This window comes from Pseudoalteromonas sp. CF6-2, from assembly GCF_021729425.1.
Taxonomy (GTDB): Bacteria; Pseudomonadota; Gammaproteobacteria; order Enterobacterales; family Alteromonadaceae; genus Pseudoalteromonas; species Pseudoalteromonas arabiensis.
In genome coordinates, this window is the sequence record NZ_CP091442.1 from 859,561 (window position 1) to 883,095 (window position 23,535).

25 protein-coding genes are annotated in these 23,535 nt (G+C 41.8%); 17 read left to right on the forward strand and 8 right to left on the reverse strand.

Features of this window, described 5'->3' with window-relative positions:
* Nucleotides 1-24: 24 nt before the first annotated feature.
* The 4 genes from L3Q70_RS04005 to ettA all read right to left on the reverse strand — a co-directional run bounded on the left by L3Q70_RS04005 (nucleotide 25) and on the right by ettA (nucleotide 3,669).
* On the reverse strand, nucleotides 25-933 hold the full coding sequence (locus L3Q70_RS04005; protein ID WP_237114883.1) for a histone deacetylase: 909 nt from the start codon (nucleotides 931-933) through the stop codon (nucleotides 25-27).
* Between the two features lie 53 nt (nucleotides 934-986).
* The gene (locus tag L3Q70_RS04010; RefSeq protein ID WP_062570281.1) at nucleotides 987-1,352 is read right to left on the reverse strand and encodes a PilZ domain-containing protein; all 366 of its coding nucleotides are present in this window, start codon (nucleotides 1,350-1,352) and stop codon (nucleotides 987-989) included.
* A 35-nt stretch (nucleotides 1,353-1,387) separates the two neighbouring features.
* Complete coding sequence (locus L3Q70_RS04015) at nucleotides 1,388-1,879, reverse strand: TlpA disulfide reductase family protein (protein WP_062570282.1); 492 nt, start codon at nucleotides 1,877-1,879, stop codon at nucleotides 1,388-1,390.
* Nucleotides 1,880-1,995: 116 nt separating this feature from the next.
* On the reverse strand, nucleotides 1,996-3,669 hold the full coding sequence (gene ettA / locus L3Q70_RS04020; RefSeq protein WP_237114884.1) for an energy-dependent translational throttle protein EttA: 1,674 nt from the start codon (nucleotides 3,667-3,669) through the stop codon (nucleotides 1,996-1,998).
* Between the two features lie 246 nt (nucleotides 3,670-3,915).
* Here ettA and metA point away from each other — a divergent pair, with 246 nt between their 5' ends.
* The 3 genes from metA to metH are packed head-to-tail and all read left to right on the forward strand — an operon-like array spanning nucleotide 3,916 to nucleotide 8,560.
* The gene (gene metA, locus L3Q70_RS04025) at nucleotides 3,916-4,863 is read left to right on the forward strand and encodes a homoserine O-succinyltransferase (RefSeq protein WP_193988429.1); all 948 of its coding nucleotides are present in this window, start codon (nucleotides 3,916-3,918) and stop codon (nucleotides 4,861-4,863) included.
* Nucleotides 4,853-5,920 carry a homocysteine S-methyltransferase family protein gene (locus tag L3Q70_RS04030; RefSeq protein ID WP_193988430.1) on the forward strand — a complete coding sequence of 356 codons (1,068 nt, stop codon included), beginning with the start codon at nucleotides 4,853-4,855 and terminating at the stop codon, nucleotides 5,918-5,920. Before metA ends, L3Q70_RS04030 begins: the two co-directional genes overlap by 11 nt.
* Before the next feature lie 9 nt (nucleotides 5,921-5,929).
* Nucleotides 5,930-8,560 (forward strand): methionine synthase, encoded by a 2,631-nt coding sequence (gene metH, locus L3Q70_RS04035; protein ID WP_237114885.1) that lies wholly within the window; start codon nucleotides 5,930-5,932, stop codon nucleotides 8,558-8,560.
* A gap of 251 nt (nucleotides 8,561-8,811) precedes the next feature.
* On the opposite strand, the gene L3Q70_RS04040 is transcribed toward metH, so the two are convergent.
* The 4 genes from L3Q70_RS04040 to flgA form a co-directional block, all read right to left on the reverse strand.
* Nucleotides 8,812-9,336: a hypothetical protein gene (locus L3Q70_RS04040; protein ID WP_237114886.1), complete on the reverse strand. Its 525-nt coding sequence runs from the start codon at nucleotides 9,334-9,336 to the stop codon at nucleotides 8,812-8,814.
* A 90-nt stretch (nucleotides 9,337-9,426) separates the two neighbouring features.
* Nucleotides 9,427-9,855, reverse strand: coding sequence for a flagellar export chaperone FlgN (gene flgN / locus L3Q70_RS04045; protein ID WP_228074417.1), 429 nt, complete (start codon nucleotides 9,853-9,855; stop codon nucleotides 9,427-9,429).
* The gene (gene flgM / locus L3Q70_RS04050) at nucleotides 9,852-10,154 is read right to left on the reverse strand and encodes a flagellar biosynthesis anti-sigma factor FlgM (protein ID WP_237114887.1); all 303 of its coding nucleotides are present in this window, start codon (nucleotides 10,152-10,154) and stop codon (nucleotides 9,852-9,854) included. Before flgM ends, flgN begins: the two co-directional genes overlap by 4 nt.
* 76 nt (nucleotides 10,155-10,230) lie before the next feature.
* Nucleotides 10,231-10,893, reverse strand: coding sequence for a flagellar basal body P-ring formation chaperone FlgA (gene flgA, locus L3Q70_RS04055; RefSeq protein ID WP_237114888.1), 663 nt, complete (start codon nucleotides 10,891-10,893; stop codon nucleotides 10,231-10,233).
* Nucleotides 10,894-11,096: 203 nt separating this feature from the next.
* Between flgA and flgB the strand changes: the two genes are divergently transcribed.
* The 14 genes from flgB to fliD all read left to right on the forward strand — a co-directional run bounded on the left by flgB (nucleotide 11,097) and on the right by fliD (nucleotide 23,533).
* The gene (flgB, locus tag L3Q70_RS04060; RefSeq protein ID WP_062570290.1) at nucleotides 11,097-11,468 is read left to right on the forward strand and encodes a flagellar basal body rod protein FlgB; all 372 of its coding nucleotides are present in this window, start codon (nucleotides 11,097-11,099) and stop codon (nucleotides 11,466-11,468) included.
* A gap of 2 nt (nucleotides 11,469-11,470) precedes the next feature.
* On the forward strand, nucleotides 11,471-11,887 hold the full coding sequence (flgC, locus tag L3Q70_RS04065) for a flagellar basal body rod protein FlgC (RefSeq protein ID WP_062570291.1): 417 nt from the start codon (nucleotides 11,471-11,473) through the stop codon (nucleotides 11,885-11,887).
* 4 nt (nucleotides 11,888-11,891) lie between these two features.
* Complete coding sequence (locus tag L3Q70_RS04070; protein WP_193988435.1) at nucleotides 11,892-12,548, forward strand: flagellar hook capping FlgD N-terminal domain-containing protein; 657 nt, start codon at nucleotides 11,892-11,894, stop codon at nucleotides 12,546-12,548.
* A 17-nt stretch (nucleotides 12,549-12,565) separates the two neighbouring features.
* Entirely contained in the window at nucleotides 12,566-13,927 is a 1,362-nt protein-coding gene (locus L3Q70_RS04075; protein ID WP_062570293.1) for a flagellar hook-basal body complex protein, read from the forward strand.
* Between the two features lie 11 nt (nucleotides 13,928-13,938).
* A complete protein-coding gene (gene flgF / locus L3Q70_RS04080; RefSeq protein WP_062570294.1) occupies nucleotides 13,939-14,679 on the forward strand; it encodes a flagellar basal body rod protein FlgF in 741 nt (246 codons plus the stop codon).
* Nucleotides 14,680-14,694: 15 nt separating this feature from the next.
* Entirely contained in the window at nucleotides 14,695-15,480 is a 786-nt protein-coding gene (gene flgG, locus L3Q70_RS04085; RefSeq protein WP_062570295.1) for a flagellar basal-body rod protein FlgG, read from the forward strand.
* A gap of 5 nt (nucleotides 15,481-15,485) precedes the next feature.
* The gene (locus L3Q70_RS04090) at nucleotides 15,486-16,205 is read left to right on the forward strand and encodes a flagellar basal body L-ring protein FlgH (RefSeq protein ID WP_062570786.1); all 720 of its coding nucleotides are present in this window, start codon (nucleotides 15,486-15,488) and stop codon (nucleotides 16,203-16,205) included.
* 9 nt (nucleotides 16,206-16,214) lie between these two features.
* Nucleotides 16,215-17,324 carry a flagellar basal body P-ring protein FlgI gene (locus L3Q70_RS04095; RefSeq protein WP_062570296.1) on the forward strand — a complete coding sequence of 370 codons (1,110 nt, stop codon included), beginning with the start codon at nucleotides 16,215-16,217 and terminating at the stop codon, nucleotides 17,322-17,324.
* 15 nt (nucleotides 17,325-17,339) lie between these two features.
* On the forward strand, nucleotides 17,340-17,810 hold the full coding sequence (locus L3Q70_RS04100; RefSeq protein ID WP_237114889.1) for a rod-binding protein: 471 nt from the start codon (nucleotides 17,340-17,342) through the stop codon (nucleotides 17,808-17,810).
* A gap of 5 nt (nucleotides 17,811-17,815) precedes the next feature.
* Nucleotides 17,816-19,150: a flagellar hook-associated protein FlgK gene (gene flgK / locus L3Q70_RS04105; protein WP_193988436.1), complete on the forward strand. Its 1,335-nt coding sequence runs from the start codon at nucleotides 17,816-17,818 to the stop codon at nucleotides 19,148-19,150.
* A 9-nt stretch (nucleotides 19,151-19,159) separates the two neighbouring features.
* The gene (flgL, locus tag L3Q70_RS04110) at nucleotides 19,160-20,059 is read left to right on the forward strand and encodes a flagellar hook-associated protein FlgL (RefSeq protein ID WP_193988437.1); all 900 of its coding nucleotides are present in this window, start codon (nucleotides 19,160-19,162) and stop codon (nucleotides 20,057-20,059) included.
* A gap of 24 nt (nucleotides 20,060-20,083) precedes the next feature.
* Complete coding sequence (locus tag L3Q70_RS04115) at nucleotides 20,084-21,112, forward strand: hypothetical protein (protein WP_062570300.1); 1,029 nt, start codon at nucleotides 20,084-20,086, stop codon at nucleotides 21,110-21,112.
* A gap of 188 nt (nucleotides 21,113-21,300) precedes the next feature.
* Nucleotides 21,301-22,140: a flagellin gene (locus L3Q70_RS04120; RefSeq protein ID WP_062570301.1), complete on the forward strand. Its 840-nt coding sequence runs from the start codon at nucleotides 21,301-21,303 to the stop codon at nucleotides 22,138-22,140.
* 100 nt (nucleotides 22,141-22,240) lie between these two features.
* Complete coding sequence (gene fliD / locus L3Q70_RS04125) at nucleotides 22,241-23,533, forward strand: flagellar filament capping protein FliD (protein ID WP_237114890.1); 1,293 nt, start codon at nucleotides 22,241-22,243, stop codon at nucleotides 23,531-23,533.
* Nucleotides 23,534-23,535: the final 2 nt, after the last annotated feature.

Below are 23,535 nucleotides of genomic sequence, written 5' to 3' on the forward strand. Positions count from 1 at the left end.
CACCGGGCCTTTTTTCGTTATTGTTTAAAAGCGTGCAGCTTGCTCTACCACTATGCCATGGCGAGCGGCAAGACGACGGTGATCTTTATCGTAACCACCACCAATTACCGTTGCGACAGGTACATTGCGCTCTAGGCAACGCTTAAGGACTAAATGATCGCGTTGCTCTATCCCTTGCCAGCTTATATCAAGTTTTCCTAAGCCATCCTCTTGCCATACATCAACACCTGCATCATAAAGCACTAAATCTGGGTTAAGGGTGTTTAATAAATAACTCAGAGTATCGTCAACAACGCCTAAGTATTCACTATCCGCCGCATTGGGTGCTAATCCTATGTCTAAATCGCTGGCTGACTTGCGAAACGGAAAATTCTTTTCGCAGTGGATAGAGCAGGTATAGGCATAGGGCTGATGCGCGAGCATTGCTGCGGTACCATCACCTTGGTGAACGTCTAAATCAAAAATAAGTATATTGGTGACTTCACCACTTTTTATTAGGGTTTCGCTGGTAAACGCTAAGTCGTTTACCATGCAGTAGCCGGATCCAAAGTCAGTATGAGCATGGTGGGTGCCTCCTGCTAGATGGCAAGTTATACCATGCTTCAAGGCAAGACGCGCCGTTTGCAAGGTGCCAAGTGGGGCGGTAAAAGTACGCGCCATGAGTTGCTCAGACCACGGCAGGCCGATACGGCGCATTGCTTTTTCGTCAAGGCGGTTATGCCAAAGGTCATAAATATAATTATCGCAATGTACTAGTTCGAGAGGTTCTGGCGTGCCTAACTTTGGTTGGACTAAATTACTATTAATAAGACCAAGGCTTTTTACATGTTCATATAAGTATGCAAATTTGCTCATTACAAAGCGATGCTTCGGATCGAAGTTAAATGAGTAATTAGGATGATAGACGATAGGTAAATGTGGATTTAAATTCATTGAATACAGCACAGCCAGTTTTTAACTATGGTAATAAAGTTACCTTTAATAGTCTATTCGGGTGTATGTATTAGCATAGTTAGCTCTCGGTGTAATAGGTCATCGTCTCCTAGGTTTAGCTCTACTAACCGCTTTAAGTGAGTGATGCTATCAATATCGATATGGACACAGTGTAAGCCTAAATGAAACGGCTCAATATGCCTGATTTCAACAGACATATTAATAGTGATTTGGCTTTCTGGCAGCGAGAAAGTAAGTTCTGCCAGCGCATTTTTATCAGCCAAGAGCTTATCAGGAAGGCTTATCAGTGCCCCATTTAAAGATATATCGAGTAATTCACAATTGTATGTGTGTTCATTCATAACCAATGTTGCTGGTGTAGAAAACAAGATACGCGAATACTTACGACGATTTTTCATAATAACCCTTAGCGATGCTTAAGCTTAGAGTATAGTCAATCACTCACGAGTTTGGCGGCATTGTCATGAAGTTTTTTATCGTCAGGGTCTGATGTGGTGGTTAGCCAAATAACTTGGCCTTGTTTATTGATAAAAAGCGTTGTGGGTGTTCCTTTTACGCCAAGTTGTTGCGCAATCAGATCTGCCTTTATTGCTGTTTTAAAATGATGCCCTCTGTTTATTAAAGATTGTTGAGGTGTTGCATCATCGTCTTCACGAAAGCTAACACCTATCACGCGAAGGCCGTGACGTTTATATTGTTGATGAATTTTCTCAAGTCCAGGTTGAAGCTTTTTACAGTATGGGCACCACGTTGCCCAAAAGTGAAGAATATAAGGCGTGCCAAGTAATTCAGCCGTTTTAAGCTGGCTCCCATCAGCCATTTCAAGCGTGAGAGGAGGAAGTTGTATGGGGTTTTCAAGTTCAGATGCAAAGGTGCTATTTATAAAGCATGAGAAGAGTAGAATAAGTGCTAGCAGGTGTTTCATGAGATTAGTTCTTTTTTAAAGTTGGTACTTTAATAAGAACTAAATGCAAACATTTTTCTTTCAAAATAAAAAGCCCTGCGTGTGCAGGGCTCTGATAATGATAGCTTAAGTATCAATTAACCTATTTTTTTGTATTTAATACGCTTAGGTTGCGCCGCTTCTGCGCCTAAGGTTTTCTTCAACCACTCTTCATATTCTGTGTAGTTACCATCGAAGAAGTTAATTTGGCCTTCGTCACGGTAATCAAGAATATGTGTAGCAATACGGTCAAGGAACCAACGGTCATGCGAGATACACATCACACAGCCAGGGAACTCTAAAATAGCGTTCTCAAGTGCACGTAGTGTTTCAACGTCTAGGTCATTGGTTGGCTCATCCAGTAGTAATACGTTACCACCTGCTTTTAATAGCTTAGCTAGGTGTAAGCGGTTGCGCTCACCACCTGATAAGTCTTTAACGAATTTTTGTTGGTCGTTACCTTTAAAGTTAAAGCGGCCAACATAGGCACGGCTTGGGAATTCAAAGTTACCAATTTTTAATACGTCTTGACCGTTAGAGATTTCTTGGAAAACCGTGTTGCTTTCGTCCATGTCACCACGGAACTGATCAACGGTTGCAAGCTCAACAGTATCACCCACAAGGATCTCACCGCTATCTGGCGTTTCTTCACCACTTAGCATTTTGAATAGGGTTGATTTACCCGCACCATTGGCACCGATAATACCTACGATAGCGCCTTTTGGCATTGCAAAGTTTAAGTCATCGATTAATACGCGATCGCCAAAGCTCTTCTTCAGACCTTTCACTTCGATAACTTGGTCACCTAAGCGCGGACCAGGTGGAATGAATAGCTCATTCGTTTCGTTACGCTTTTGGTAATCGTTTTGCTGTAGCTCAGAGAACTGTGCCATACGTGCTTTAGACTTAGCTTGACGGCCTTTCGGGTTTGAACGCACCCATTCAAGTTCTTGCGCGATTGATTTTTGACGTGCTTTTTCAGATTTCTGCTCTTGTTGTAAACGTAAATCTTTTTGTTCAAGCCACGATGAGTAATTACCTTCCCAAGGAATACCTTCACCACGGTCAAGCTCTAAAATCCAACCTGCTACGTTATCTAAGAAGTAACGGTCGTGGGTTACAGCTACCACGGTACCTTCGTAGTCGTGTAAGAAGCGCTCTAACCAAGCAACTGACTCAGCATCTAAGTGGTTGGTTGGTTCATCAAGAATTAGCATATCTGGTTTTTCAAGTAGTAAACGACAGATCGCAACACGGCGTCGCTCACCACCCGAAAGGTGTTCAATTTTTGCATCCCAAGGTGGTAAACGTAATGCATCAGCTGCACGTTCTAACACGTTGTCGATATTGTGACCATCGTGTGCTTGGATGATAGCTTCAAGTTCACCTTGCTCTTTCGCAAGTGCATCGAAGTCAGCACCATCCATTGCATACTCGTTGTATACTTCATCTAAGCGATTCAGTGCATTTTTAACTTCGCTTACTGCTTCTTCTACTGTTTCGCGAACTGTTTTGTTCTCGTCTAGCTGCGGTTCTTGCGGTAAGTAACCGATTTTAGTGCCTGGTTGAGGGCGAGCTTCACCTTCAAAGTCTTGGTCAACACCGGCCATAATGCGAAGTAACGTTGATTTACCTGCACCGTTTAGACCTAGCACACCAATTTTTGCGCCTGGGAAAAAGTGTAAAGAAATATCTTTTAAGATAGTGCGCTTAGGTGGCACAACCTTAGATACTCGACTCATCGAGAATATAAACTTGTCTGGTAACACCATGAAAGAAGCCTTCAATTTATAATAAAAATTAACAGCAAGTATTGTATACCCAAACTACCTCAAAATACAGAATTCAGCGTTTATGATAGGCTTAATATCAAGGTGTTATTTACTCAAAGAGTCATACATTTTAATTAATGGCCACTCAGAAATATCACTTCATTTGGACATCTAAACATCTAGAGGTTGAAATTTCTAACTATCCGTTCATAATTAGCAGTCAGATAAGTATGCTCGGAGCCAGCTATGCCCATTACAGTAAAAGATGAATTGCCTGCTATTGCAAAGTTACGTCAAGAAAACGTGTTTGTAATGCCAAAAAGTCGCGCGAAAACGCAAGAAATACGCCCAATGCGTTTGGCCATCTTAAACTTAATGCCAAACAAAGTTGAAACCGAAGTGCAGTTTATTCGTTTGCTCGCTAACTCACCGCTGCAAGTTAATGTTGAGCTGTTGCGCTTAGATACTCACCGCACCAGTAGTAACTCTGAGCAGCACATGGATACGTTTTATCGTTATTTTTCAGAAGTGAAAGATAATAACTACGATGCCATGATCATAACAGGCGCGCCGCTTGCTCATTTAGAGTATGACGAAGTTGCTTACTGGGATGAACTAAAAGTTATTTTAGATTGGGCAGAGCAGCATGTTACGTCGACGTTGTTTTCGTGTTGGGCGGCCCATGCGGGGCTTTATCATCACTATGGCCTTAAGCGTGAACTTAAACCAAATAAACTGAGCGGGGTATTTACCCATAAAAGTTACTTTGACCATGCAGCACTTACCCGTGGTTTTGATGATACCTTTTTAGTGCCACACTCTCGCTATGGTCATATTGATATCGACAAGATCACTGCCTGCGACGAGCTCGTAGTGTTAGCTGGTTCTGAGCGAGTAGGTGCCTACTTAATTAAAAATAAATCAGGCAGCCAAGTGTATATTACTGGTCATCCAGAGTACGATGCGCATACCTTAAAAGGGGAGTATTTGCGTGACCAAGAAAAATCAGCGGATGCGCCTAAGCCAGAAAACTACTTCCCTGACGATAACCCAGACAACGAACCGTCGAAAACGTGGCAAAGTCATGCCTTTTTATTGTTTTCGAATTGGTTAAACTATTATGTGTACCAAACTACACCGTATGATATTAACTTAGTTAGCCAAGACGTAAGGACTAACAACTATGCCGAGTAATGCAGTGAATAAACGCGAACAATTAACCGAGGCGCTAAAACAGCGAATCTTAATCCTCGATGGCGCGATGGGCACCATGATCCAAGAACATAAATTAGAAGAACAGGATTATCGCGGTGAGCGCTTTAAAGATTGGCATGTACTTATTAAAGGCAATAACGATTTATTAAGTCTAACTCAGCCAAAAATCATTGCTGATATTCACCGTGCTTACTTAGAAGCCGGTGCCGATATCATCGAAACGAATACCTTTAATGCCACGACTATTTCGATGGAAGATTACGATATGGCGAGTCTTAGCCGCGAAATCAACCTCGAGTCAGCGAAACTTGCACGCGGTGTGTGTGATGAGTTTGAAGCAAAAAATCCAAGCAAACCGCGTTATGTAGCCGGTGTACTTGGGCCAACGTCAAAAACCTGTTCGATTTCACCAGATGTAAACGACCCAGGTTATCGTAATATCAACTTTGATAAGCTGGTGGCTGCGTATGTTGAGTCAACACTTGCACTTATGGAAGGCGGTGCAGACCTTATTTTGATTGAAACTATCTTTGATACGCTAAATGCAAAAGCGGCTTCGTTTGCCGTAGAGGAAGCATTCGAGCAAGCAGGTCGTAGTTTACCTGTGATGATCTCAGGCACCATTACCGATGCCTCTGGTCGTACTTTATCAGGACAAACCACCGAAGCATTTTATAACTCAATTCGCCATATTAAACCGCTCTCAATCGGCCTTAACTGCGCCCTTGGCCCTGACTTACTGCGTCAATATGTTGAAGAGCTATCGCGCGTTTGTGAAACCTTTACCTCGGTGCATCCAAATGCGGGTTTACCGAATGAGTTTGGTGAATATGATTTAGAAGCCCCTGAGATGGCCAAAGAAATTATCGATTGGGGCAAGTCTGGCTTTATCAACATTGTAGGTGGTTGTTGTGGCACCACACCGGCTCATATTAAGGCGTTTGCGAAAGGCCTTGAAGGTGTTAAACCGCGCCAATTACCTGAGCTTGAAGTGCGTATGCGCTTATCGGGCCTTGAAGCGTGTAACTTAAACTAGGAAACCGACATGACTGACCAAATTGCTGTATTTACTAACGTCGGTGAGCGTACCAATGTAACAGGCTCGGCTAAGTTTAAGCGCTTGATCATGGAAGAAGATTACGAGACCGCTCTCGATGTTGCCCGTGAACAAGTTGAAAATGGCGCGCAAGTGATTGATATCAACATGGATGAAGCCATGTTGGACTCAAAAGCTGCGATGGTAAAGTTTTTAAACTTAATTGCCTCAGAGCCTGATATCTCAAAAGTACCTATCATGGTTGACTCATCTAAATGGGACGTGATTGAAGCGGGCTTAAAATGTATTCAAGGCAAAGCCATTGTTAACTCAATTTCACTTAAAGAAGGTGAAGAGCCATTTATTCGCCAAGCTAAGCTAATTAAGCGCTTTGGTGCTGCTGCGGTGGTTATGGCGTTTGATGAAACCGGGCAAGCTGAAACCGCTGATCGTAAGTTCGAGATTTGTCAGCGTAGCTACAAAATTCTTGTTGAAGATATTGGCTTTCCGCCAGAAGACATTATTTTTGACCCGAACATTTTTGCTGTTGCAACGGGCATTGAAGAGCACGATAACTACGCGGTTGAGTTTATCGAAGGTACGCGTCGAATTAAGCAAGGCTTACCGCACTGTAAAGTGTCGGGCGGTGTATCGAATGTGTCGTTCTCGTTCCGTGGTAATAACCCAGTACGTGAAGCGATTCACTCAGTGTTTTTATATCACGCGATTAAAGCGGGTATGGATATGGGCATTGTAAATGCTGGCCAATTAGCGGTTTACGACGATATCCCCGAAGAGCTGCGCAAAGCAGTGGAAGATGTGATCCTCAATACCGACCCAGGTGCTGGTGAGCGACTTGTTGAACTTGCACCAAAATACTCAGGTATGGCGCAAGCAGAAAAAGTTGAAGATTTAGAGTGGCGTACTTGGCCTGTTGAAAAGCGCCTTGAACATGCGTTAGTAAAAGGCATTACCGAGTATATTGACGAAGATACTGAAGAGTGCCGTAAGAGCAAAGCTAAGCCTATCGAAGTGATCGAAGGCCCGCTTATGGACGGCATGAACGTAGTAGGCGACTTATTCGGCGCGGGTAAAATGTTCTTACCGCAGGTTGTTAAATCTGCTCGTGTAATGAAGCGCGCCGTTGCCTATCTTGACCCTTTCATTGAAGCCGAAAAAGAAGAGGGCGCAACCAACGGTAAAGTGGTTATGGCAACCGTTAAGGGCGACGTACACGACATTGGTAAGAATATCGTAGGCGTTGTACTGCAGTGTAATAACTACGAGGTTATCGACCTTGGTGTTATGGTGCCGGCAGAGAAAATCTTGCAAACCGCCATTGACGAAAAAGCCGACATTATTGGTTTATCAGGGCTGATTACCCCATCGCTTGATGAAATGGTGCATGTGGCGAAAGAAATGACCCGTCGTGGTTTTGAATTACCGCTACTGATTGGCGGTGCAACAACCTCGAAAGCGCATACCGCGGTTAAAATTGAGCCTCAGTATGATAAAGGTGTGGTTTACGTCAATAACGCCAGCCGCGCAGTGGGTGTGGTTTCTAATTTATTGTCGAAAGAGTTAAAACCGGCATTTTTAGAGAAAACCAAGGCTGAGTATGAAAAAGTACGTGAACAACAAGCACGTAAAAAGCCTCGCTCAAAACCCGTTACTTTACAGCGTGCTCGCGACAACGCAGTCAAACTTGATTGGGACAACTACACGCCACCTGTGCCGAAAAAGCTGGGTGTGACTGAGTTTAAAGATGTTTCGATTGCGACGTTAAGACAGTACATCGACTGGACACCTTATTTCATGACGTGGTCAATCGCTGGTAAGTACCCACGTATTCTTGAAGATGAAATTGTTGGTGAACAGGCTAAAAGCTTATTCGCTGATGCTAATGCAATGCTTGATGAGCTTGAGCAATCAGGTGCGTTACAACCACTTGGTGTCATTGGTTTATTCCCAGCAAATAGAGTAGGGGATGACATTGAGATTTACACCGATGAGTCGCGTACAACGCTTTTAACTACATCGTGTCATTTACGTCAGCAAACTGAAAAAACCGACTTTGCTAACTACTGTTTAGCTGATTATATAGCGCCTAAAGGCACCCCTGATTACTTTGGTGCGTTTGCGGTTACCGGTGGTCTTGAAGAAGATGACCTTGCTGATGCCTTCGATGCTAAGCAAGATGATTACAATAAGATTATGGTTAAAGCCGTTGCTGACCGTTTAGCAGAAGCGTTTGCTGAATATTTGCATGAGCAAGTGCGTAAAGAGTATTGGGGCTATGCGGTAGATGAAAACCTATCGAACGATGAACTTATTCGTGAAAACTACCAAGGTATTCGCCCAGCGCCAGGTTATCCTGCTTGCCCTGAACATACTGAGAAAAAGAAAATCTGGCAGTTACTTGATACCGAGCAGCGTATCGGCATGAAGCTAACCAGTTCATACGCAATGTGGCCTGGGGCGGCGGTATCAGGTTGGTATTTCTCTCATCCTGAAGCGAAATACTACGCAGTGGCGCAAATTCAACAAGATCAGGTTGAAGATTACGCTAAGCGTACCAACATGACTCTTGCCGAAGCTGAGCGTTGGCTATCACCGAACTTAGGCTACGAGCCAGAATAGTAAACAGCCGAGTATGTAAATACTCGGCTTTTTTATTGTGCTTAGATTTGCATGATAAAGTCTTAATTTGAGGGAGTGGTGCTAGAAGCCGATACTCTAAAGCGATACTTAATTGCGAATAAGGCTAAGTACCTAACTTAAACTTTCGTACTTTAAATCTCGTACGATGCATCAGGTTAATTCTTCTAACGGATGGGGTTAAACTTTGTAAAGCTTTTCCGTAACTTCATCTCGTTTAATCACTTTCGTTGTTATGAGTTATCTCTACTCTCCATTGATTCAAGCCATAAATTCATTCTTTCTTGTTCATCACACACCGCTTTTTCAAGGTATTGCTCAGAACCATCGAGAAAATACTTGACGGTAACCTCATTTATTATCCAACGATTGTCTTCTTGATTAAACGAAATGTAGTAATCAAGAGGGACTCCGCTAGTATTGGTACCGCTTACTAATAAACACCCATCTTTATCATCAATTGACTCTTTAGTATCAATTATTTTGGTAATTTCTATGGGGAATTTTGCTAGAGGATCAACAAATGCTGTTTTATCAGTTATGGATCTTGCTTCCACTAAAGCCTCCCAGAGCTCTTTTTTTAGTAAAGTTTGCTCTCTAGGGGTGCCGTACAGGGATTTATATTTATTGAAGGAATCGAGCAAATCATTATTATGCAAAGTATTATTACTTGAACTGCAGCCAAATAAAAAAGTGCTTAATATGAAAAGTAAATATCTCATTAAACTTAGGTGCGAAAATATTAATTTAAACGTCATCTAATTCTAACCTATAAATCTAGGTTAGCTTTATTAAAATAGAAAGCACCACACCAATGAACTGATGTGATGCTAGGGGAGGCATAAAAATTAAAAAGGTGATTCAGGGTAAGCGGTTTTGCTTTGTGTGCCTGTTAGTCTGTGCAGTAACTGTTTTTGTCGGGCTAATAATAAACCTGAACGTTCGTTAAGTGCCTGACAATGCTTTGATTTAATGACTAACTGCTGCATTAATGTTTGTGTTGTTTGTTTGATTTCTTTTGGCAACTTTTCAACTAACATCATTAAGCCTTCTTTACCTTGTGCAAGCCCTAAACTTTGTAAATAGCTATCACGGCTTAGATGGTTTTTATCTAAAGACTGTAAAACAGCAGACATCTTGGCGTTGTGCTGTTGTAATGTTGTATCTCGTTCGCTTAGAAGCACATACTGTTGTTCAAGTGCACTAATGAGTGAATCAAGCTTGCGTACATCGTGTTGTAGGCTTTCAATAAACTGCTTAATGCTGTTTATGGTCATTTTTTATGAAACTCTAGTAGGGCATTAATTAATGTATCTTGGTCAAGCGACAGCTCACCATTAGCAATAGCGGCTTTTACTTTTGCTACTTTTTCAAGATCAACATCAGGCTTTGACGCTAAGTCTTCAAAGGTATTATCGATTGTTTTACTAAGCGAACTAATTTGTTCTGTGCTTGCTTGCTTGTTCGCCGCTGTGTGAGATTTTTTACTGATATCTTGACTGCCCGCATCAATAAAGTTGTTCACTTTTGCAGCTTGCTCAACATGACTACTGCTACCTTTGTTGTTTATGTTCATTATCAATCCCCAATTAATTTTCTACTAATTTTGTAAAGCGACCCAATTTATCGATTTCTTAAATTTATTTTTAAATTTATAAAAGTGTTGCTTTCACAACCCCTTTATCAATCACTTGGCCTTCAACAATTTTACCAGAACTGAGGTTTTTTACTTTGATCATTTGGCCTTTAATCCCTTCCTCAAGTGCAATTGCTTTTACACTTGCAGTAAAGGAGCTTGTGCTGATGAGAAGTTTTATATGCTGCTCTTTATTGACTAGGTAGTTGTTTTCGAGCTGTCTGCGAGTGACTAAATCGCCTTGCTTGATGTTTCTTTTAACTGTCATTCCAATCAATTCATTTGTGCTCGTTTCCATACCGTAAACGTGTTTTGCAATATTAATCGAATCATAGTTTAGTAACTCATTACTTAACACTTCGCCGCGTTGTAAGTCGCGTTTAGCAACGACTAAATTGAGCCACAGATCCACTTTTGCGGTGGCTCTAAATTGCCAAATAGGATCTGCACAGCTGACGGTCAGACGAATTCTGCCTGCGGGAATGGAATTGGGTTTTACTCTGTTTATTGATAACTGATCACAGCTAAGCTCTTTTGCTGCAGCTGGTATGTATAACGCAATTTTTTTTTGCTGACTTTGCTTGTTTATGCTGCCCAAGTAATGAGTTATTTCGTTATTTATATACCGTTTAATCTCTTTTTGAAAATTGCTTGCTAAGACATTGGCTGAAAATAACAAGGAAATAATTCCAAAAAAGAGGAAAAAAGCACCATTCCGTATCGGAAGTATTGCTTCCGCTTTGGCGTGCCTTAGATTGAATTTATTACAGTAACTCATTGAAAAATATGTCTTATAAAATTTGGCACAAAGGTTGTTAATAGCCTTATACCGAATTCAAAATGTGCAAACGAGCATACAAGACGTAGTCAGTTGAGGCAACAATGGCATTATTTGATAAAGCGTTAGGCGTACACCCATTTGCTATGCAGTTGAGAATAGACAGAGCTGAGGTGATCGCAAGTAACCTAGCAAATGTTGATACCCCAAATTTTAAAGCCAGAGATGTGGATTACCAGCAAATTTTGGGCGATGTCGCAGCGAGTATGGAGCATAACAATGATGTGGGCTTTGCGGGAATCACTGCCAATGAGCTGATGTATCGTGTGCCGTATCAAGCATCCAGTGACGGTAATACCGTAGAGCTCAATGTCGAGCAGGCAAAATTCTCTAACAACAGTATGGATTTTCAGACCAGTATGACCTTTCTAAACATGAAAATCAGTGGCCTGCATAAAGTAATCAAAGGAAATTAATAATGTCTTTTAATTCTATTTATGACATTAGCGGCAGTGCAATGCGTGCTCAAGTGATGCGCTTAGATACCATTGCTTCTAACCTTGCTAATGCTGACACAGCGGCGTCTACCGAAGAGGGCGCATATAAGGCGCTTAAACCGGTTTTTTCTGCCATGTATAAAGACTCTTTTGATCAGCAAAATGTTGCGGCTGCTGTTAATACCATGGGTGTGACAGAGTCTAATCGTACTGTTGAGCAACGTTATGAGCCTAACAACCCACTTGCCAATGATGATGGCTATGTCTTCTATTCAAACGTCAATGTACTTGAAGAAATGGCAGACATGATGTCAGCAAGTCGTAGTTATCAAACATCCGTTGATGTTATGTCGCGTGTTAACAGCATGCAGCAAAGCATTCTTAAATTAGGACAGTAGCACCATGGATATCGCAAATACCACACAAAGCAATAATAATGCTGCCAATGTAAGCTCAAGTATTTCAGGGAATGTTAACTCGGCAGAAGAAATGTCGACCATGTTTTTAGAGTTGCTAGTGGCACAGATCAGCAATCAGAACCCGTTACAACCTATGGACGGAACCGAATATGTTAGCCAACTAGCTGAATTCTCAAATGTTGAATCATTACAAAGTATAAAAAATAACACCAGTGCGAGTTTAGATAACAGTAGCAGCATGTTAGTCCTTGAAGCGACCAACTTAGTTGGTGAAACAGTGACAGTGCCAGCGGACGTGGTGGCTTTAGAAAAAGAGGGCAAAGTGTCGGGGTTAGTTAACTTATCAACACCTGCTGATTCAGTCACTGTGCAACTTTATGACAGTAATGGCCAGTTAGTTGAAGAAAAACAGTTGGCATACAGTGGTGTGGGTTCTTTGAATTTCGAATTTGATGAACAAGATGCGGGTGGCTATTCGATTAATGCTTTTTCGACTACCAATGGTGTTTCACAACGCCTAACACCTTGGCTAAATGGTGAAGTAGAACGCGTCTCTGTGGGTAGCAGCAGCGACGATATTTTATTGCAAGTTGATGGCTTAGGTAATTTTGCCTTAACCGATATTAATCAAGTTGCTTAGACTGAAGAGGAATAATTATGTCTATGTTTAATATAGGTTTAAGCGGCCTTAAAAGCACTCAAACAGGGTTAGAAGTAACAAGTAATAATATCGCTAACTCATCAACTTCTGGTTATAAAACAGGTAATACAGAATTTGCCGCGGTTTACAATGGTGGTAGCCGTGGCGGTGTACGTGTTTCAGATATCAAAGAAGACTTTGTAACCGGTGGTGATATTGTTAGAACAGGTAACGCACTTGATATTGCAATTGATGGTCAAGGTTTCTTTGCTATCTCTGAAGGTAACCGTATTGCTTATACGCAAGCAGGGCAATTTACCCTAGATAACGAGCTTAATATTGTTAATGCAAATGGGGCAAAGCTGCAAGGTTATGGCGTGAGTGATGCTGATGCGGCTGGCGAAGCTGAGATCATCCCAGGTGTGTTAACGGATCTTAAAGTACAAGGCGCGAACATCCCAGCTGTCGCAACTGATGCAATCGATTTTCATGGCAACTTAAGCTCTGCCAGCGACATTATTTCTTATCCTGTAGCACCGAATAACTTTGATCCTACCGATGGCACACAGTATAACTTTTCGCAGCTAACAGAAGTATTCGATTCGCAAGGTAACAGCCATGTATTGACTCAATACTTCAATCACACAGCTGATAACCAATGGCAAGTAATGTACTTTATGGATGGTTCACCACTACCAGCAAGTGCACTTGGTACCCCCGCAGGGGCTGTGACTGATACTCAGGATGTTGTTGTTGATGGCAATGTTGTCACAGCAGGTGTTGTTAATATTACCTTTGATGCCGACGGTCAAATGCAACCGCTTGATCCTGGCTTTACGCCTCCTGCGCCGCCAGCACAAGAAGATGACAACGTACTTGACCCTTACAATCAACGTGAAATTACCATGTCTTTCCCTGTTGGGGGCGGTGCTGCGCCAATGTCTTTAACGCTGGATATGGCAAAAACAACGCAGTTTGGTACTAATTTTAATATTCTTGAAAATGATGCTAGTGGCTATTCAGCAGGCACTTTCTCAGGTTTATCAGTCGAAGAAGATGGCAAAATTTTCGCCACATTCACTAACGGAGAATCTAAGCTTCAAGGGCAGGTTGTACTTGCTTCGTTTGCAAACACAAATGGTTTAGAAGCGGGTGATAATACGGTTTGGTATGAAACCCGTGACTCTGGTGGTGCCTCATACAGTGAGCCAGACAGCGGCACAGTTGGCGGATTAATCGCAGGTGCGTATGTCGGCTCTAATGTTGATATCAGTGAGCAGTTAGTCGGCTTAATGTCGTTCCAACAGAACTACCAAGCAAATGCGAAAACCATCAGCAGTGCTGATGAAATGATGCAAATTTTATTTAGTAATACTTAAGGTTTCATCTTATGGAAAAGTTAATTTATACCGCTGTCTCAGGGGCTGAACTAAACAATACAGCCTTAAAAGTAACAGCCAATAACTTAGCCAATGTAAGCACTGCAGGTTTTAAGGCTGATTTAGAGCAAGCGCAATCAATGCAAGTTACAGGCAGTGGGTTTCGCACTCGTTATCACGCACAAATGTTGCCTGTCACTACCGATTTATCAGCGGGTCCTATGATGGACACTGGCAGAAAACTGGATGTTGCTCTTAGCGATGGTGGTTTTTTAGAAGTGATTGATGACAATGGCGAACCTGCTTATACGCGCTCTGGTAACCTTGAAATTGATGCGGATGGTTTCTTAACCGTAAATAATCGCCGTGTGCAAAGCAATATCGGTGATATTCAGCTAGGGGATTTTGCAGAGTTAGAAATTGCCCCTGACGGTATCATTAATGTGGTTCCGCTCGGTGGTGGTGTTATCGCTGAAGAAGCACAAATTAAACTTGCTAGTACCGGTGATGAAGGTGCGGTGATGGTTAAAGGGCGTGATGGTTTATTTCGTGCTGAGAACCTTGAGCCGCTAGACATGGACGAAGCTATTCGTTTGCGTACAGGTGTACTGGAAGGGTCGAATGTGAATGCGGTTCAAGAAATGATTAAAACAATGAATATCAGCCGCCAATTTGAAATGAATATCAACATGATGAAAGCAGCTGATGAACTGGCAAACAGTGGCAATAAGCTGGTTAGCGGTCGCGGTTAGGATGTGGAGTGAATAATGAATTCAGCATTATGGGTAAGTAAAACAGGGTTAGCAGCGCAAGATTTGCGTATGACCACAATTTCAAACAACTTAGCGAATGTGAGCACGGCCGGTTTCAAAAAAGACCGTGCCGTATTTGAAGATCTATTCTACCAAGTACAGAAGCAACCAGGCGCACAAGCAGATGACTTGAATCAGTTACCGTCGGGTATTCAGGTGGGAACAGGGGTGCGTATTAATGGTACGCAAAAGCAATTTACTGAAGGAAGCTTTGAGACAAGTAGCAATCAATTAGATGTTGCGATTGCAGGGCAAGGCTTTTTTCAAATTGAAAGCCCAGATGGTGAGTTACTATACACACGTAATGGTCAATTCCAATTAAATTCAGAGTCTTTATTGGTGAATGGTAACGGCTTACCGCTTGCGCAAAATATCGCTCTACCAGAGGGGACAACTAAAGTCACCATCGGTCGCGATGGTACAGTGAGTGCGGTTGTTGATAATGGCGTTGAGCCAATTGAGTTGGGTCAGTTACTAACGGTTAATTTTGCGAACCCTGCTGGTTTAGAGAGCTTAGGTGGTAACCTTTACCGTGAAACAGCAGCCTCAGGTGAAGCCATTGAAGGTGTACCAGGTGAAGAAGCATTCGGTGAATTACAGCAATTTACCATTGAAGGTTCGAATGTCAGTGTTGTTGATGAAATGGTAAGTATGATTGCGGTACAGCGCGCGTACGAAATGAACGCTAAGGTCGTATCTGCAGCTGACGAAATGTTGCGTTTCATTAATCAGAATGTGTGATTGCTATGATTAAGTTAAGTGCTACTGTTTTATTGGTTATGCTGCTAGCAGGATGCAGCACTACCGATCATGAACAATATGTGCAATGTAAAGTTGTTCATGGTGAACCCAAGTGCCCGATTCAAAAACAATCTAGAGCACGCGAAGACTATGAAGTCGCTAAAGATGCGTATCAAGTAGGCTTAAATTATGAAAACGGTAGCCTTTACAGTGACAGCTATATGTTTTCTCTGTATTCCGATAAACGTGCTTATCGAGTGGGTGACATTTTAACGGTTGTTTTAAATGAGCGTACACAGTCGAGCAAAAGTGCTGATAGTAACTTAGAAAAAAATACTGATGTTGATGTGTCGGTGCCTTTTGCGGGTAACTTGAATGTCGCTGATTTTAATTTAGGAATTGGTTCAAGTACTGAATTTGATGGTGGTAGTAGCGCAAGTCAGCAAAACTTTTTAAGCGGTGCAATCACAGTGCGCGTTATTCATGTGCTGTCAAATGGCACATTAGTGATTAAAGGACGCAAACAAATTCAGCTAAATCAAGGTGATGAATACATTGAAATGGAAGGCCTCGTTCGCCCAGATGATATTGACGTAGCTAACCGCATTTCATCATTAAGAGTTGCCGAAGCACAAATTAGCTATACAGGTAGCGGCACACTAGCCGATGCATCAAGCCCAGGTTGGTTTACTTCTTTATTTAGCCGTTATTTAAACCCATTTTAGAGCGTAGATATGAAACAGATACTTTTACTATTGCTTGTTCTTAGTAGTTGCTTTACGCCAGTGCAAGCAGAGCCGTCTTCACGCCAGCTTCTTGAGCTGGTTGATGTCTTAGGAGTAAGAGACAATCAGCTTGTAGGTTACGGCTTAGTGGTTGGTCTAGCTGGTTCAGGCGATAAGGCACAAGTAAAGTTTTCTGCGCAATCTTTGAATAATATGCTTAAACAGTTCGGCGTAACAATGGATGAAAGCCGTCTGCCGAAATCAAAGAATATTGCTGCGGTTGCTGTGCATGCAACACTTCCTCCTATGGCCAACCCTGGCCAAGCAATTGATGTAACGGTCAACTCTTTAGGTGATGCCAAAAGCCTTCATGGGGGAAGTTTAATGCTTACTCCTTTAAAGGGCATTGATGGCAAAGTGTATGCGCTGGCACAAGGTAATCTTGTTGTAGGTGGTACTAATGCCAGTGGCCGTAATGGTTCATCTGTCACAGTAAACGTACCCACGTCGGGGATTATTCCTGACGGTGCGATTATTGAACGTAACACGGCTGATATGTTCAAGTTGCAACCTGATGTCATTTTGAATTTAAAAGAACCCAATTACCAAACCGCTCGAAACATTGTTAAAGCGATCAATAAAGTTTTTGGGCCATCGGTTGCAAGTGCTGAAAACTGGGGGCGTTTAAAAGTCAGTGCGCCAATCGACCCTGATAGCCGCAACACTTTTATGTCAATGCTTCAAGATATTCGTGTTGAACAGGGCTCTAAACAGCCTCGTGTTATTTTTAATAGTCGTACTGGTACGGTCGTGATGAACGAGTTGGTAAAAGTGAATCAAGCTGCGGTAAGTCATGGCAACTTGACCATTACGATTACTGAAATGGAAGGGGCTTCACAGCCTAACGCATTTTCGAATGGCAGAACGATGCCATTGCAATCGAGTAATATCGATGTGCAGGAGCAACACAATGGCATGTTACTGATGCCGGCAGGGACTTCGCTGGATGAAATTGTAAAAGCAATTAATGCGCTTGGTGCTACACCGAGTGAGTTAATGTCAATTCTAATTGCGCTCGATAAGGCTGGCGCCTTAGAAGCTGAACTACTCGTGATTTAATAAGGGGTCAATATAGTGACTATTGAGTTAACCAAGCCGGATTTTAATACCTTACAATCGCTTGCTATCGATCCTGGTCAAGTTCAGCAGCTTATAGCTAATAATACGCAAGAGGAAGGAATTCAAAAGGCCGCGGAGCAATTTGAAGCTATTTTCTTGCAGTTAGTATTGAAAAACATGCATGCAGCAACCGAGGCCGTGTCATCACAAAATGGCTTTTTTGCAAGTAAAGAGCAACAGCAATTTCGTGATATGTATGATGCCCAAACAGCTCAGGAGCTAGCTGCAAATAACCAGTTAGGTTTAGCTGAGGCTATTGTCCGTCAATTTAGCGAAAAGTTTACACCGGTTGAAAATAAATTTAAGGAAATGGCACAGGTTGTCGCTGAACATAGTAAAGAGGTGAATGAAATTGAGGCAGCGCCTGTTGAGCGTTTAAGTGGCCCTGCATTCGCTCAATCACTTAATATTATTCCGATTAGGTAATTGCTATGTCAATGATAAGTAACGCCATGAGTGGCTTAAATGCGGCTAATGTCGCTATGACGGTTGCAGGTCAAAATGTTGCAAATGCAGCGGTTGATGGCTACTCACGTCAAGCTGCAAGTTTTGCTACGAGCAACTCGCCGTTAGGCGGTGTTTATGTTAATTCAGTCGATCGTATTGTCGATGCATTTTTAAATGATGATATTTGGCGCACGCAGTCTGACTTGTCTTATTATCAAAGCAAGCAAACATATTTAGGTTATGTAGAAGAAATTGTTGGTACAGACTCGTTAAATTTTAATGATGCTGTTGGACAGATAACAAATGCCTTTAATGCTGCGGCAAGTAGCCCTGATTCAAACGCATATAGACAGCAAATTATTTCTTCATCGGAAGGATTGATACAAGATTTAGCACAAATGAATGGTGCGCTTTCGGCACAAATAGATAAGTTGAGCCTAGAGATGACGAACCTAGCAAGTAACACAAGTTCAACAGCTCAACAGATCGCGGACGTGAATCAGAGTATAGTGCAAGCTATAGCAAACAAGCAGCCTACCGCAGAACTCAAAGACAAGCGCGAACAATTAATAACAGAACTATCATCGCAGATAGGCATTGCCATCACTGAACGTGATGATGGCAGCCTTGATATTAGTACCCTAAGTGGCGCGCCTTTAGTTATTGGGACTTCTGCTGCAACAGTGTCAGTTGCGGGAACTGAGGTTAGCACGTCATTAAAGGGGCAATCATTTACACTTAATGACCAAGTCGGTGGTAAGTTTGGTGGCTTAATTAGTGCTGACTCACAGGTTATTCAACCAACACTTGAAAAGCTAAGTGATTTGGTCAAGGACTTTGCCGATGATGTGAATACTGCTTTATCTGAAGGATTTGACTTAAATGGTGATGCTGGTATTCCTTTATTTACTTACAACGTTGCAAATCCTCTATCGTCAATCGAAATTAATCCTGCAATTACCCCAGAAAAAATAGCGTTAATAGGGGGGGAGTTTGACGCAGGAGGAAATTGGGTTGCAGCAGGCGGGCGTGGCGATAATGCCAATGTCGCCAATATTATTGCGGCAATTCAAAGTAATGATGATGATTTCTCTGTATTGGTTGGGGATTTGGGAATTGCAAGTAAACAAAATCAAAACAGTGCGACAACCTCTGAAGTGTTAAATAGCAATGCGGTACTTGCTCGAGATAGCCGAAGCGGCGTTAATTTAGATGAAGAAGCTGCTAATTTGCTGCATTTTCAACAAATGTACAGCGCTAATGCCAAAGTGATTACTACGGCTGATCAAGTATTCAATACTTTACTAACCATGTTTTAGGAGTGAGTCATGCGTATTAGTAGTCACCAATTTCATCTTAATTCAATTAAAAATATCCAACATAACACTGCAGAATTTAATAAAGCATCGGTTCAATTGTCGACCAATGAGCGTATTTCGAAACCATCGGATGACCCTTTAGGAGCCGTAATGCTGCTAAAGCTTGAGAGTGAAATCGAGTCTTTATCGCAATATCAAAGCAACATGGATGCAGTCAATTACGCTTTAGGTCAGCAAGAAGTACAGCTAACAGGCATTGTAAATCAGAGCTACTCATTACAAGAGCTCATTACGACTGCAGCAGATGGTTCAATGGGCACTGAGCAATTAAAAGCACTTGGACAAGAAATGCGGGTGATTTTTCAAGGAATGCTCGATTTAATGAATGCTCAGGATGGCGAAGGGCGTTATTTATTTTCTGGTAGCGAAACCAATAATAAGCCTTTTATTCAAGATGCAGCGGGAGATTACATTTATAACGGTGATGAACGTATTCGCGAAGTGGCAGTGTCACCAGACTCTAACGTATTAACAAATATTATCGGTAGTGATTTAGACCCTAATGCTGATTTTTTAAACGCTATGAAAGATTATTTGGATTTAATTGACAACCCACCTGCTGCGGGTGTTGGTAATGAATCGCGCACCATGATTAATAATTTATCTGATTATTTAGGGCATATTACCGGCGAAATAACAGTGATCGGTGGCACGATGGCATCAATGGATTCGTTGGCAACCAGCAACCAAGACATCAATACGTTTACGACTAACCTGCGTGATGATATTAGTGCAGTTGACTACCCTGAAGCCTATATTCGCATGAACGAATCAATGGCCGCTTATGAGTCTTCGATGCAAGTGTATGCAAATGTTACACAGCTATCATTGTTTTCATATATTAAGTAGTTATTGTTTAAGGAATAATTAATCATGCTTGTTCAAGGTAGCGAGAAGCCAACGCAGATTGAATCAGTTAAGTCGAGCAAAGCATCTGTTGTTGAGCAGCAGAGCCCGGTGTCGGCGAGTGATGTAAAGCAATCAGCTAAACATACAGCTCCTGAACAAGGCCAAGTTGCCGTATTATCTCGATGGGCTAAAAAGGGCCAGTTGAGCCAAGCTATGGCGCAAGTTGAACATCGTGAAATGACCATAAAACAGTTATATTCAGGTCTTGAAAAACTCGCGCAACAGTTAAAATCAATGCCTAGTAGTGCACCGGTTTCTGCTTTACAAAGTCACAGTATGACGCAGCAAATTACTCAACTGCAGCAACAAGCAAGCGCACAAAGTTCAGGTCTAAATTCGCAACTTAAAGTGCAGCAGCCAAATGCTCAAGTTGTGCGTCAGTTAAATAGTAAAGTCGATTTGATATCACAACGTCCGCACGATGAAAGTATTCATTTGCTGCTAGGACGAAGCGGTAAAGCTGTACATTTACAGCTACCGGCTAATCAAAGTGAAGCTGAAAACTTAAATACGATTGCTGAAGCATTCGCCAAGCAGCAAATAAATGTTGAGGTTAACCGCGATAACCGTCTACTGTTCACTACATCCCCTGAGCACAGTGATGCACTTAAAGAAAATTGGGTCATTACCGGCCAGGGAGTACGGGTGGCAGCGGGTAACCCTATTTCACTTCAACTTTCAGAGCTCGCCAGTCCGCTTGATCAACTAGAAGAGTCGGTAAAAAAACAGCAAGATGTTAGCGCACATTTAGATTTTATAAATCGTGCTCAGCGTCAGCTAAAGGCTAATTTATTACAAATCCAAGCCCAGCACCGTGAGCTTACAGCCCAATTACAGCAAATAGAAAAAAGTGCAGATGTCTCTGGTGAGCAAATGACGCAACTTAGCCAATCATTAAAATCAAAAATGCTTACGCCAAATGTTGATAACATTGCTGTGATAACAGCACAAGCAAACATGACCCGTAGCATGGTGAAATACGCTTTAGCTTAAAAGATAAATTAGTTTTTAAATTCGTACAGCGTGCCTTGAAGCACGCTATTGCGTTTTTAATAACAGGCAGTTTTGAACAGATTTAAAAATAAATGAAAAAAATAGAAAAAAAATTTTAGTTTTTACAATAGGTGGTCGCTCTTAATAAATGAAAGTTAAATAAATAGAATTCACAGGAGAATTTAAAAATGGCTTTATCAATTCAATCAAACATGGCGTCACTTTCTATTCAAAACCAACTTAACCGCAGCAACAACGATCTTTCTGTTGCACTTGAGCGTTTAGGTTCTGGTTTTAAAATTAACTCAGCAAAAGATGATGCTGCGGGTCTGCAAATCGCAACACGTCTTAATGCTCAGGTTCGTGGTCAAGAAGCTGGTCTTTATAACGGTAACAATGCAATGTCTATGATGCAAACAGCTGAAGGCGCGTTTGAAGAAATGACCAATATTGCATACCGCATGAAAGAACTTGCAACGCAAGGTGCAAGTGACACAAATGGTGCAGGTGAGTGGACAGCACAAAGTGCAGAGTACACAGCTCTTGCAGCAGAGCTAACTAACATCATGGATAACACGTCGTTTGGTGACGGTACAACACTACTTGATGCAGCGGGTAAATTTGGTGCTGGTCAAGTTGATTTCCAAGTAGGTGCAAGTGCAGCAGAAACACTCGGTGTGGATATCTCAACTGAGCTTGGCAACGTAACTACTGCAATTGGTAACGCAGCAGCGTTTACTGATGTTGCAACAGCTCAAGCTCAAATCGCATTTGTTGACACTATCATTGATGAGATTGGTACAGCGCGTTCTGGTTTAGGTGCAACAATGAACCGCCTTGAGCACACAATGAACAACGTTACAAACATGAAAGAGAACACGCAAGCTTCTGCGGGTCAATTAATGGATGCTGATTTTGCACAAGAAACGTCAAACATGACTAAGCAACAGCTACTTATGAATTCTGGTATTTCAGTACTAAGTACAGCAAACAGCACAACACAAATGATTGGTTCACTATTACGTTAATCTAATCATTATAATAAGCACCGCCAATTAAGCGGTGCTTTGCAATAACGAAAGCGCTTTTTTGTAAAGTGCTTTCGTTATCGTTAATTGGAGAGCCAATATGACATCAGCGCTAAGCATTGATCCCGCTAATTTAGCGAGTCAATACACGCAAATTGAGCGACAAGCAAAAGATCAGATTTTATCTACGCAATATGCAAAATATAATAATCAAATTAAAGCATTTACTCAGCTTAAGAATGATTTATCAGATTTTTTTGATGCATTAGAAGATTACCAAGACCCTGATACAGGTTTGCTTACTAATACAGCGTCTGTTAGTAGCGAAACAAATATGAATGTGACAGCCTCAGCTGATGCAGTCAGCGGTGACTACGATATTTTTGTTGAGCAGTTAGCACAAGCACACCAGATAGCATTAAGTTTTGATCCAAGCCAACCCTTATCGACCGATGGCGAATTGGCTGTTAGCCTTGGCACGGACAGCTTTTCTGTTGACTTAGCGGGTTTGCCTGCGGGGGCAACGCTTACTGACTTGGCCAGTGCAATCAACAATCATGCTGACAATAGTGGCGTAAAAGCGACGTTGATGCGCTCAGGGAGTGAAACATTTTTAGTGCTGACCAGTGAAGAGTCTGGTGCTGCAAATACTGTATCAACAACATTTACAGCCGGTGCAGATGCAAATGGTGCAAATATTAGTAATGCGATTGCATCACAGCAGGAATTAACCAGTGCGCAAGATGCTATTGTAAAGCTAGGTGCAAACTCAAATATTACGGTGACCTCAACCAGTAACCAACTAGATAATGTTATTGATGGTGTGAGCATTAACCTTACTCAAGCCCAGCAGGCTGGAGAGACACCCATTAAAGTGTCTGTTGCACAAGATAATGAGAAAAGCGTTGAGAATATTCAGCAATTTGTTGATAAGTTCAATACATTATTAAGCTCAATAAACGATAACGATGCATTAAAAAGAGATGTTATGGCATCGGGAATAGGGCGTTCATTACGCAATGACTTTCAAGGTGAATTTGCAGGGAAAACCTTATTTTCCATTGGTATTGAATTTGACCGTTATGGCAAGCTATCTATTGATAAAGGTAAGTTAGAAGATGCAATTGCCACTCAACCTGAGCAACTAACACACATGTTAACAGGTGCTGATGGTTTGATGGCGAAACTCGAGCAGCGTGTTGAGCCATACACAAAAAGCTATGGCTTAATTAATGATAAGAAAAATACTCTGCAAGCGAGTTTAAACCTAGTGACAGATAAACAACAGCGCCATGAATATTCTATGGAGCAGGTTTACAACCGCTACTTATCACAATTTACGCAAATGCAAATAACGATTTCTAAATTAGAGTCATCAATGGGACAATTTTAAGG

Coding starts and splice junctions, on each gene's coding strand:
- flgN (WP_228074417.1), bottom strand. CDS start 9,855: ATGACCATAAACAGCATTAAGCAGTTTATTGAAAGCCTACAACACGAT.
- flgB (WP_062570290.1), top strand. CDS start 11,097: ATGGCATTATTTGATAAAGCGTTAGGCGTACACCCATTTGCTATGCAG.
- fliD (WP_237114890.1), top strand. CDS start 22,241: ATGACATCAGCGCTAAGCATTGATCCCGCTAATTTAGCGAGTCAATAC.
- L3Q70_RS04010 (WP_062570281.1), bottom strand. CDS start 1,352: ATGAAAAATCGTCGTAAGTATTCGCGTATCTTGTTTTCTACACCAGCA.
- metH (WP_237114885.1), top strand. CDS start 5,930: ATGACTGACCAAATTGCTGTATTTACTAACGTCGGTGAGCGTACCAAT.
- flgC (WP_062570291.1), top strand. CDS start 11,471: ATGTCTTTTAATTCTATTTATGACATTAGCGGCAGTGCAATGCGTGCT.
- L3Q70_RS04115 (WP_062570300.1), top strand. CDS start 20,084: ATGCTTGTTCAAGGTAGCGAGAAGCCAACGCAGATTGAATCAGTTAAG.
- flgF (WP_062570294.1), top strand. CDS start 13,939: ATGGAAAAGTTAATTTATACCGCTGTCTCAGGGGCTGAACTAAACAAT.
- ettA (WP_237114884.1), bottom strand. CDS start 3,669: ATGGTGTTACCAGACAAGTTTATATTCTCGATGAGTCGAGTATCTAAG.
- L3Q70_RS04070 (WP_193988435.1), top strand. CDS start 11,892: ATGGATATCGCAAATACCACACAAAGCAATAATAATGCTGCCAATGTA.
- metA (WP_193988429.1), top strand. CDS start 3,916: ATGCCCATTACAGTAAAAGATGAATTGCCTGCTATTGCAAAGTTACGT.
- L3Q70_RS04015 (WP_062570282.1), bottom strand. CDS start 1,879: ATGAAACACCTGCTAGCACTTATTCTACTCTTCTCATGCTTTATAAAT.
- L3Q70_RS04090 (WP_062570786.1), top strand. CDS start 15,486: ATGATTAAGTTAAGTGCTACTGTTTTATTGGTTATGCTGCTAGCAGGA.
- L3Q70_RS04095 (WP_062570296.1), top strand. CDS start 16,215: ATGAAACAGATACTTTTACTATTGCTTGTTCTTAGTAGTTGCTTTACG.
- flgK (WP_193988436.1), top strand. CDS start 17,816: ATGTCAATGATAAGTAACGCCATGAGTGGCTTAAATGCGGCTAATGTC.
- L3Q70_RS04005 (WP_237114883.1), bottom strand. CDS start 933: ATGAATTTAAATCCACATTTACCTATCGTCTATCATCCTAATTACTCA.
- flgM (WP_237114887.1), bottom strand. CDS start 10,154: ATGAACATAAACAACAAAGGTAGCAGTAGTCATGTTGAGCAAGCTGCA.
- L3Q70_RS04040 (WP_237114886.1), bottom strand. CDS start 9,336: ATGACGTTTAAATTAATATTTTCGCACCTAAGTTTAATGAGATATTTA.
- flgG (WP_062570295.1), top strand. CDS start 14,695: ATGAATTCAGCATTATGGGTAAGTAAAACAGGGTTAGCAGCGCAAGAT.
- flgL (WP_193988437.1), top strand. CDS start 19,160: ATGCGTATTAGTAGTCACCAATTTCATCTTAATTCAATTAAAAATATC.
- L3Q70_RS04030 (WP_193988430.1), top strand. CDS start 4,853: ATGCCGAGTAATGCAGTGAATAAACGCGAACAATTAACCGAGGCGCTA.
- L3Q70_RS04120 (WP_062570301.1), top strand. CDS start 21,301: ATGGCTTTATCAATTCAATCAAACATGGCGTCACTTTCTATTCAAAAC.
- L3Q70_RS04075 (WP_062570293.1), top strand. CDS start 12,566: ATGTCTATGTTTAATATAGGTTTAAGCGGCCTTAAAAGCACTCAAACA.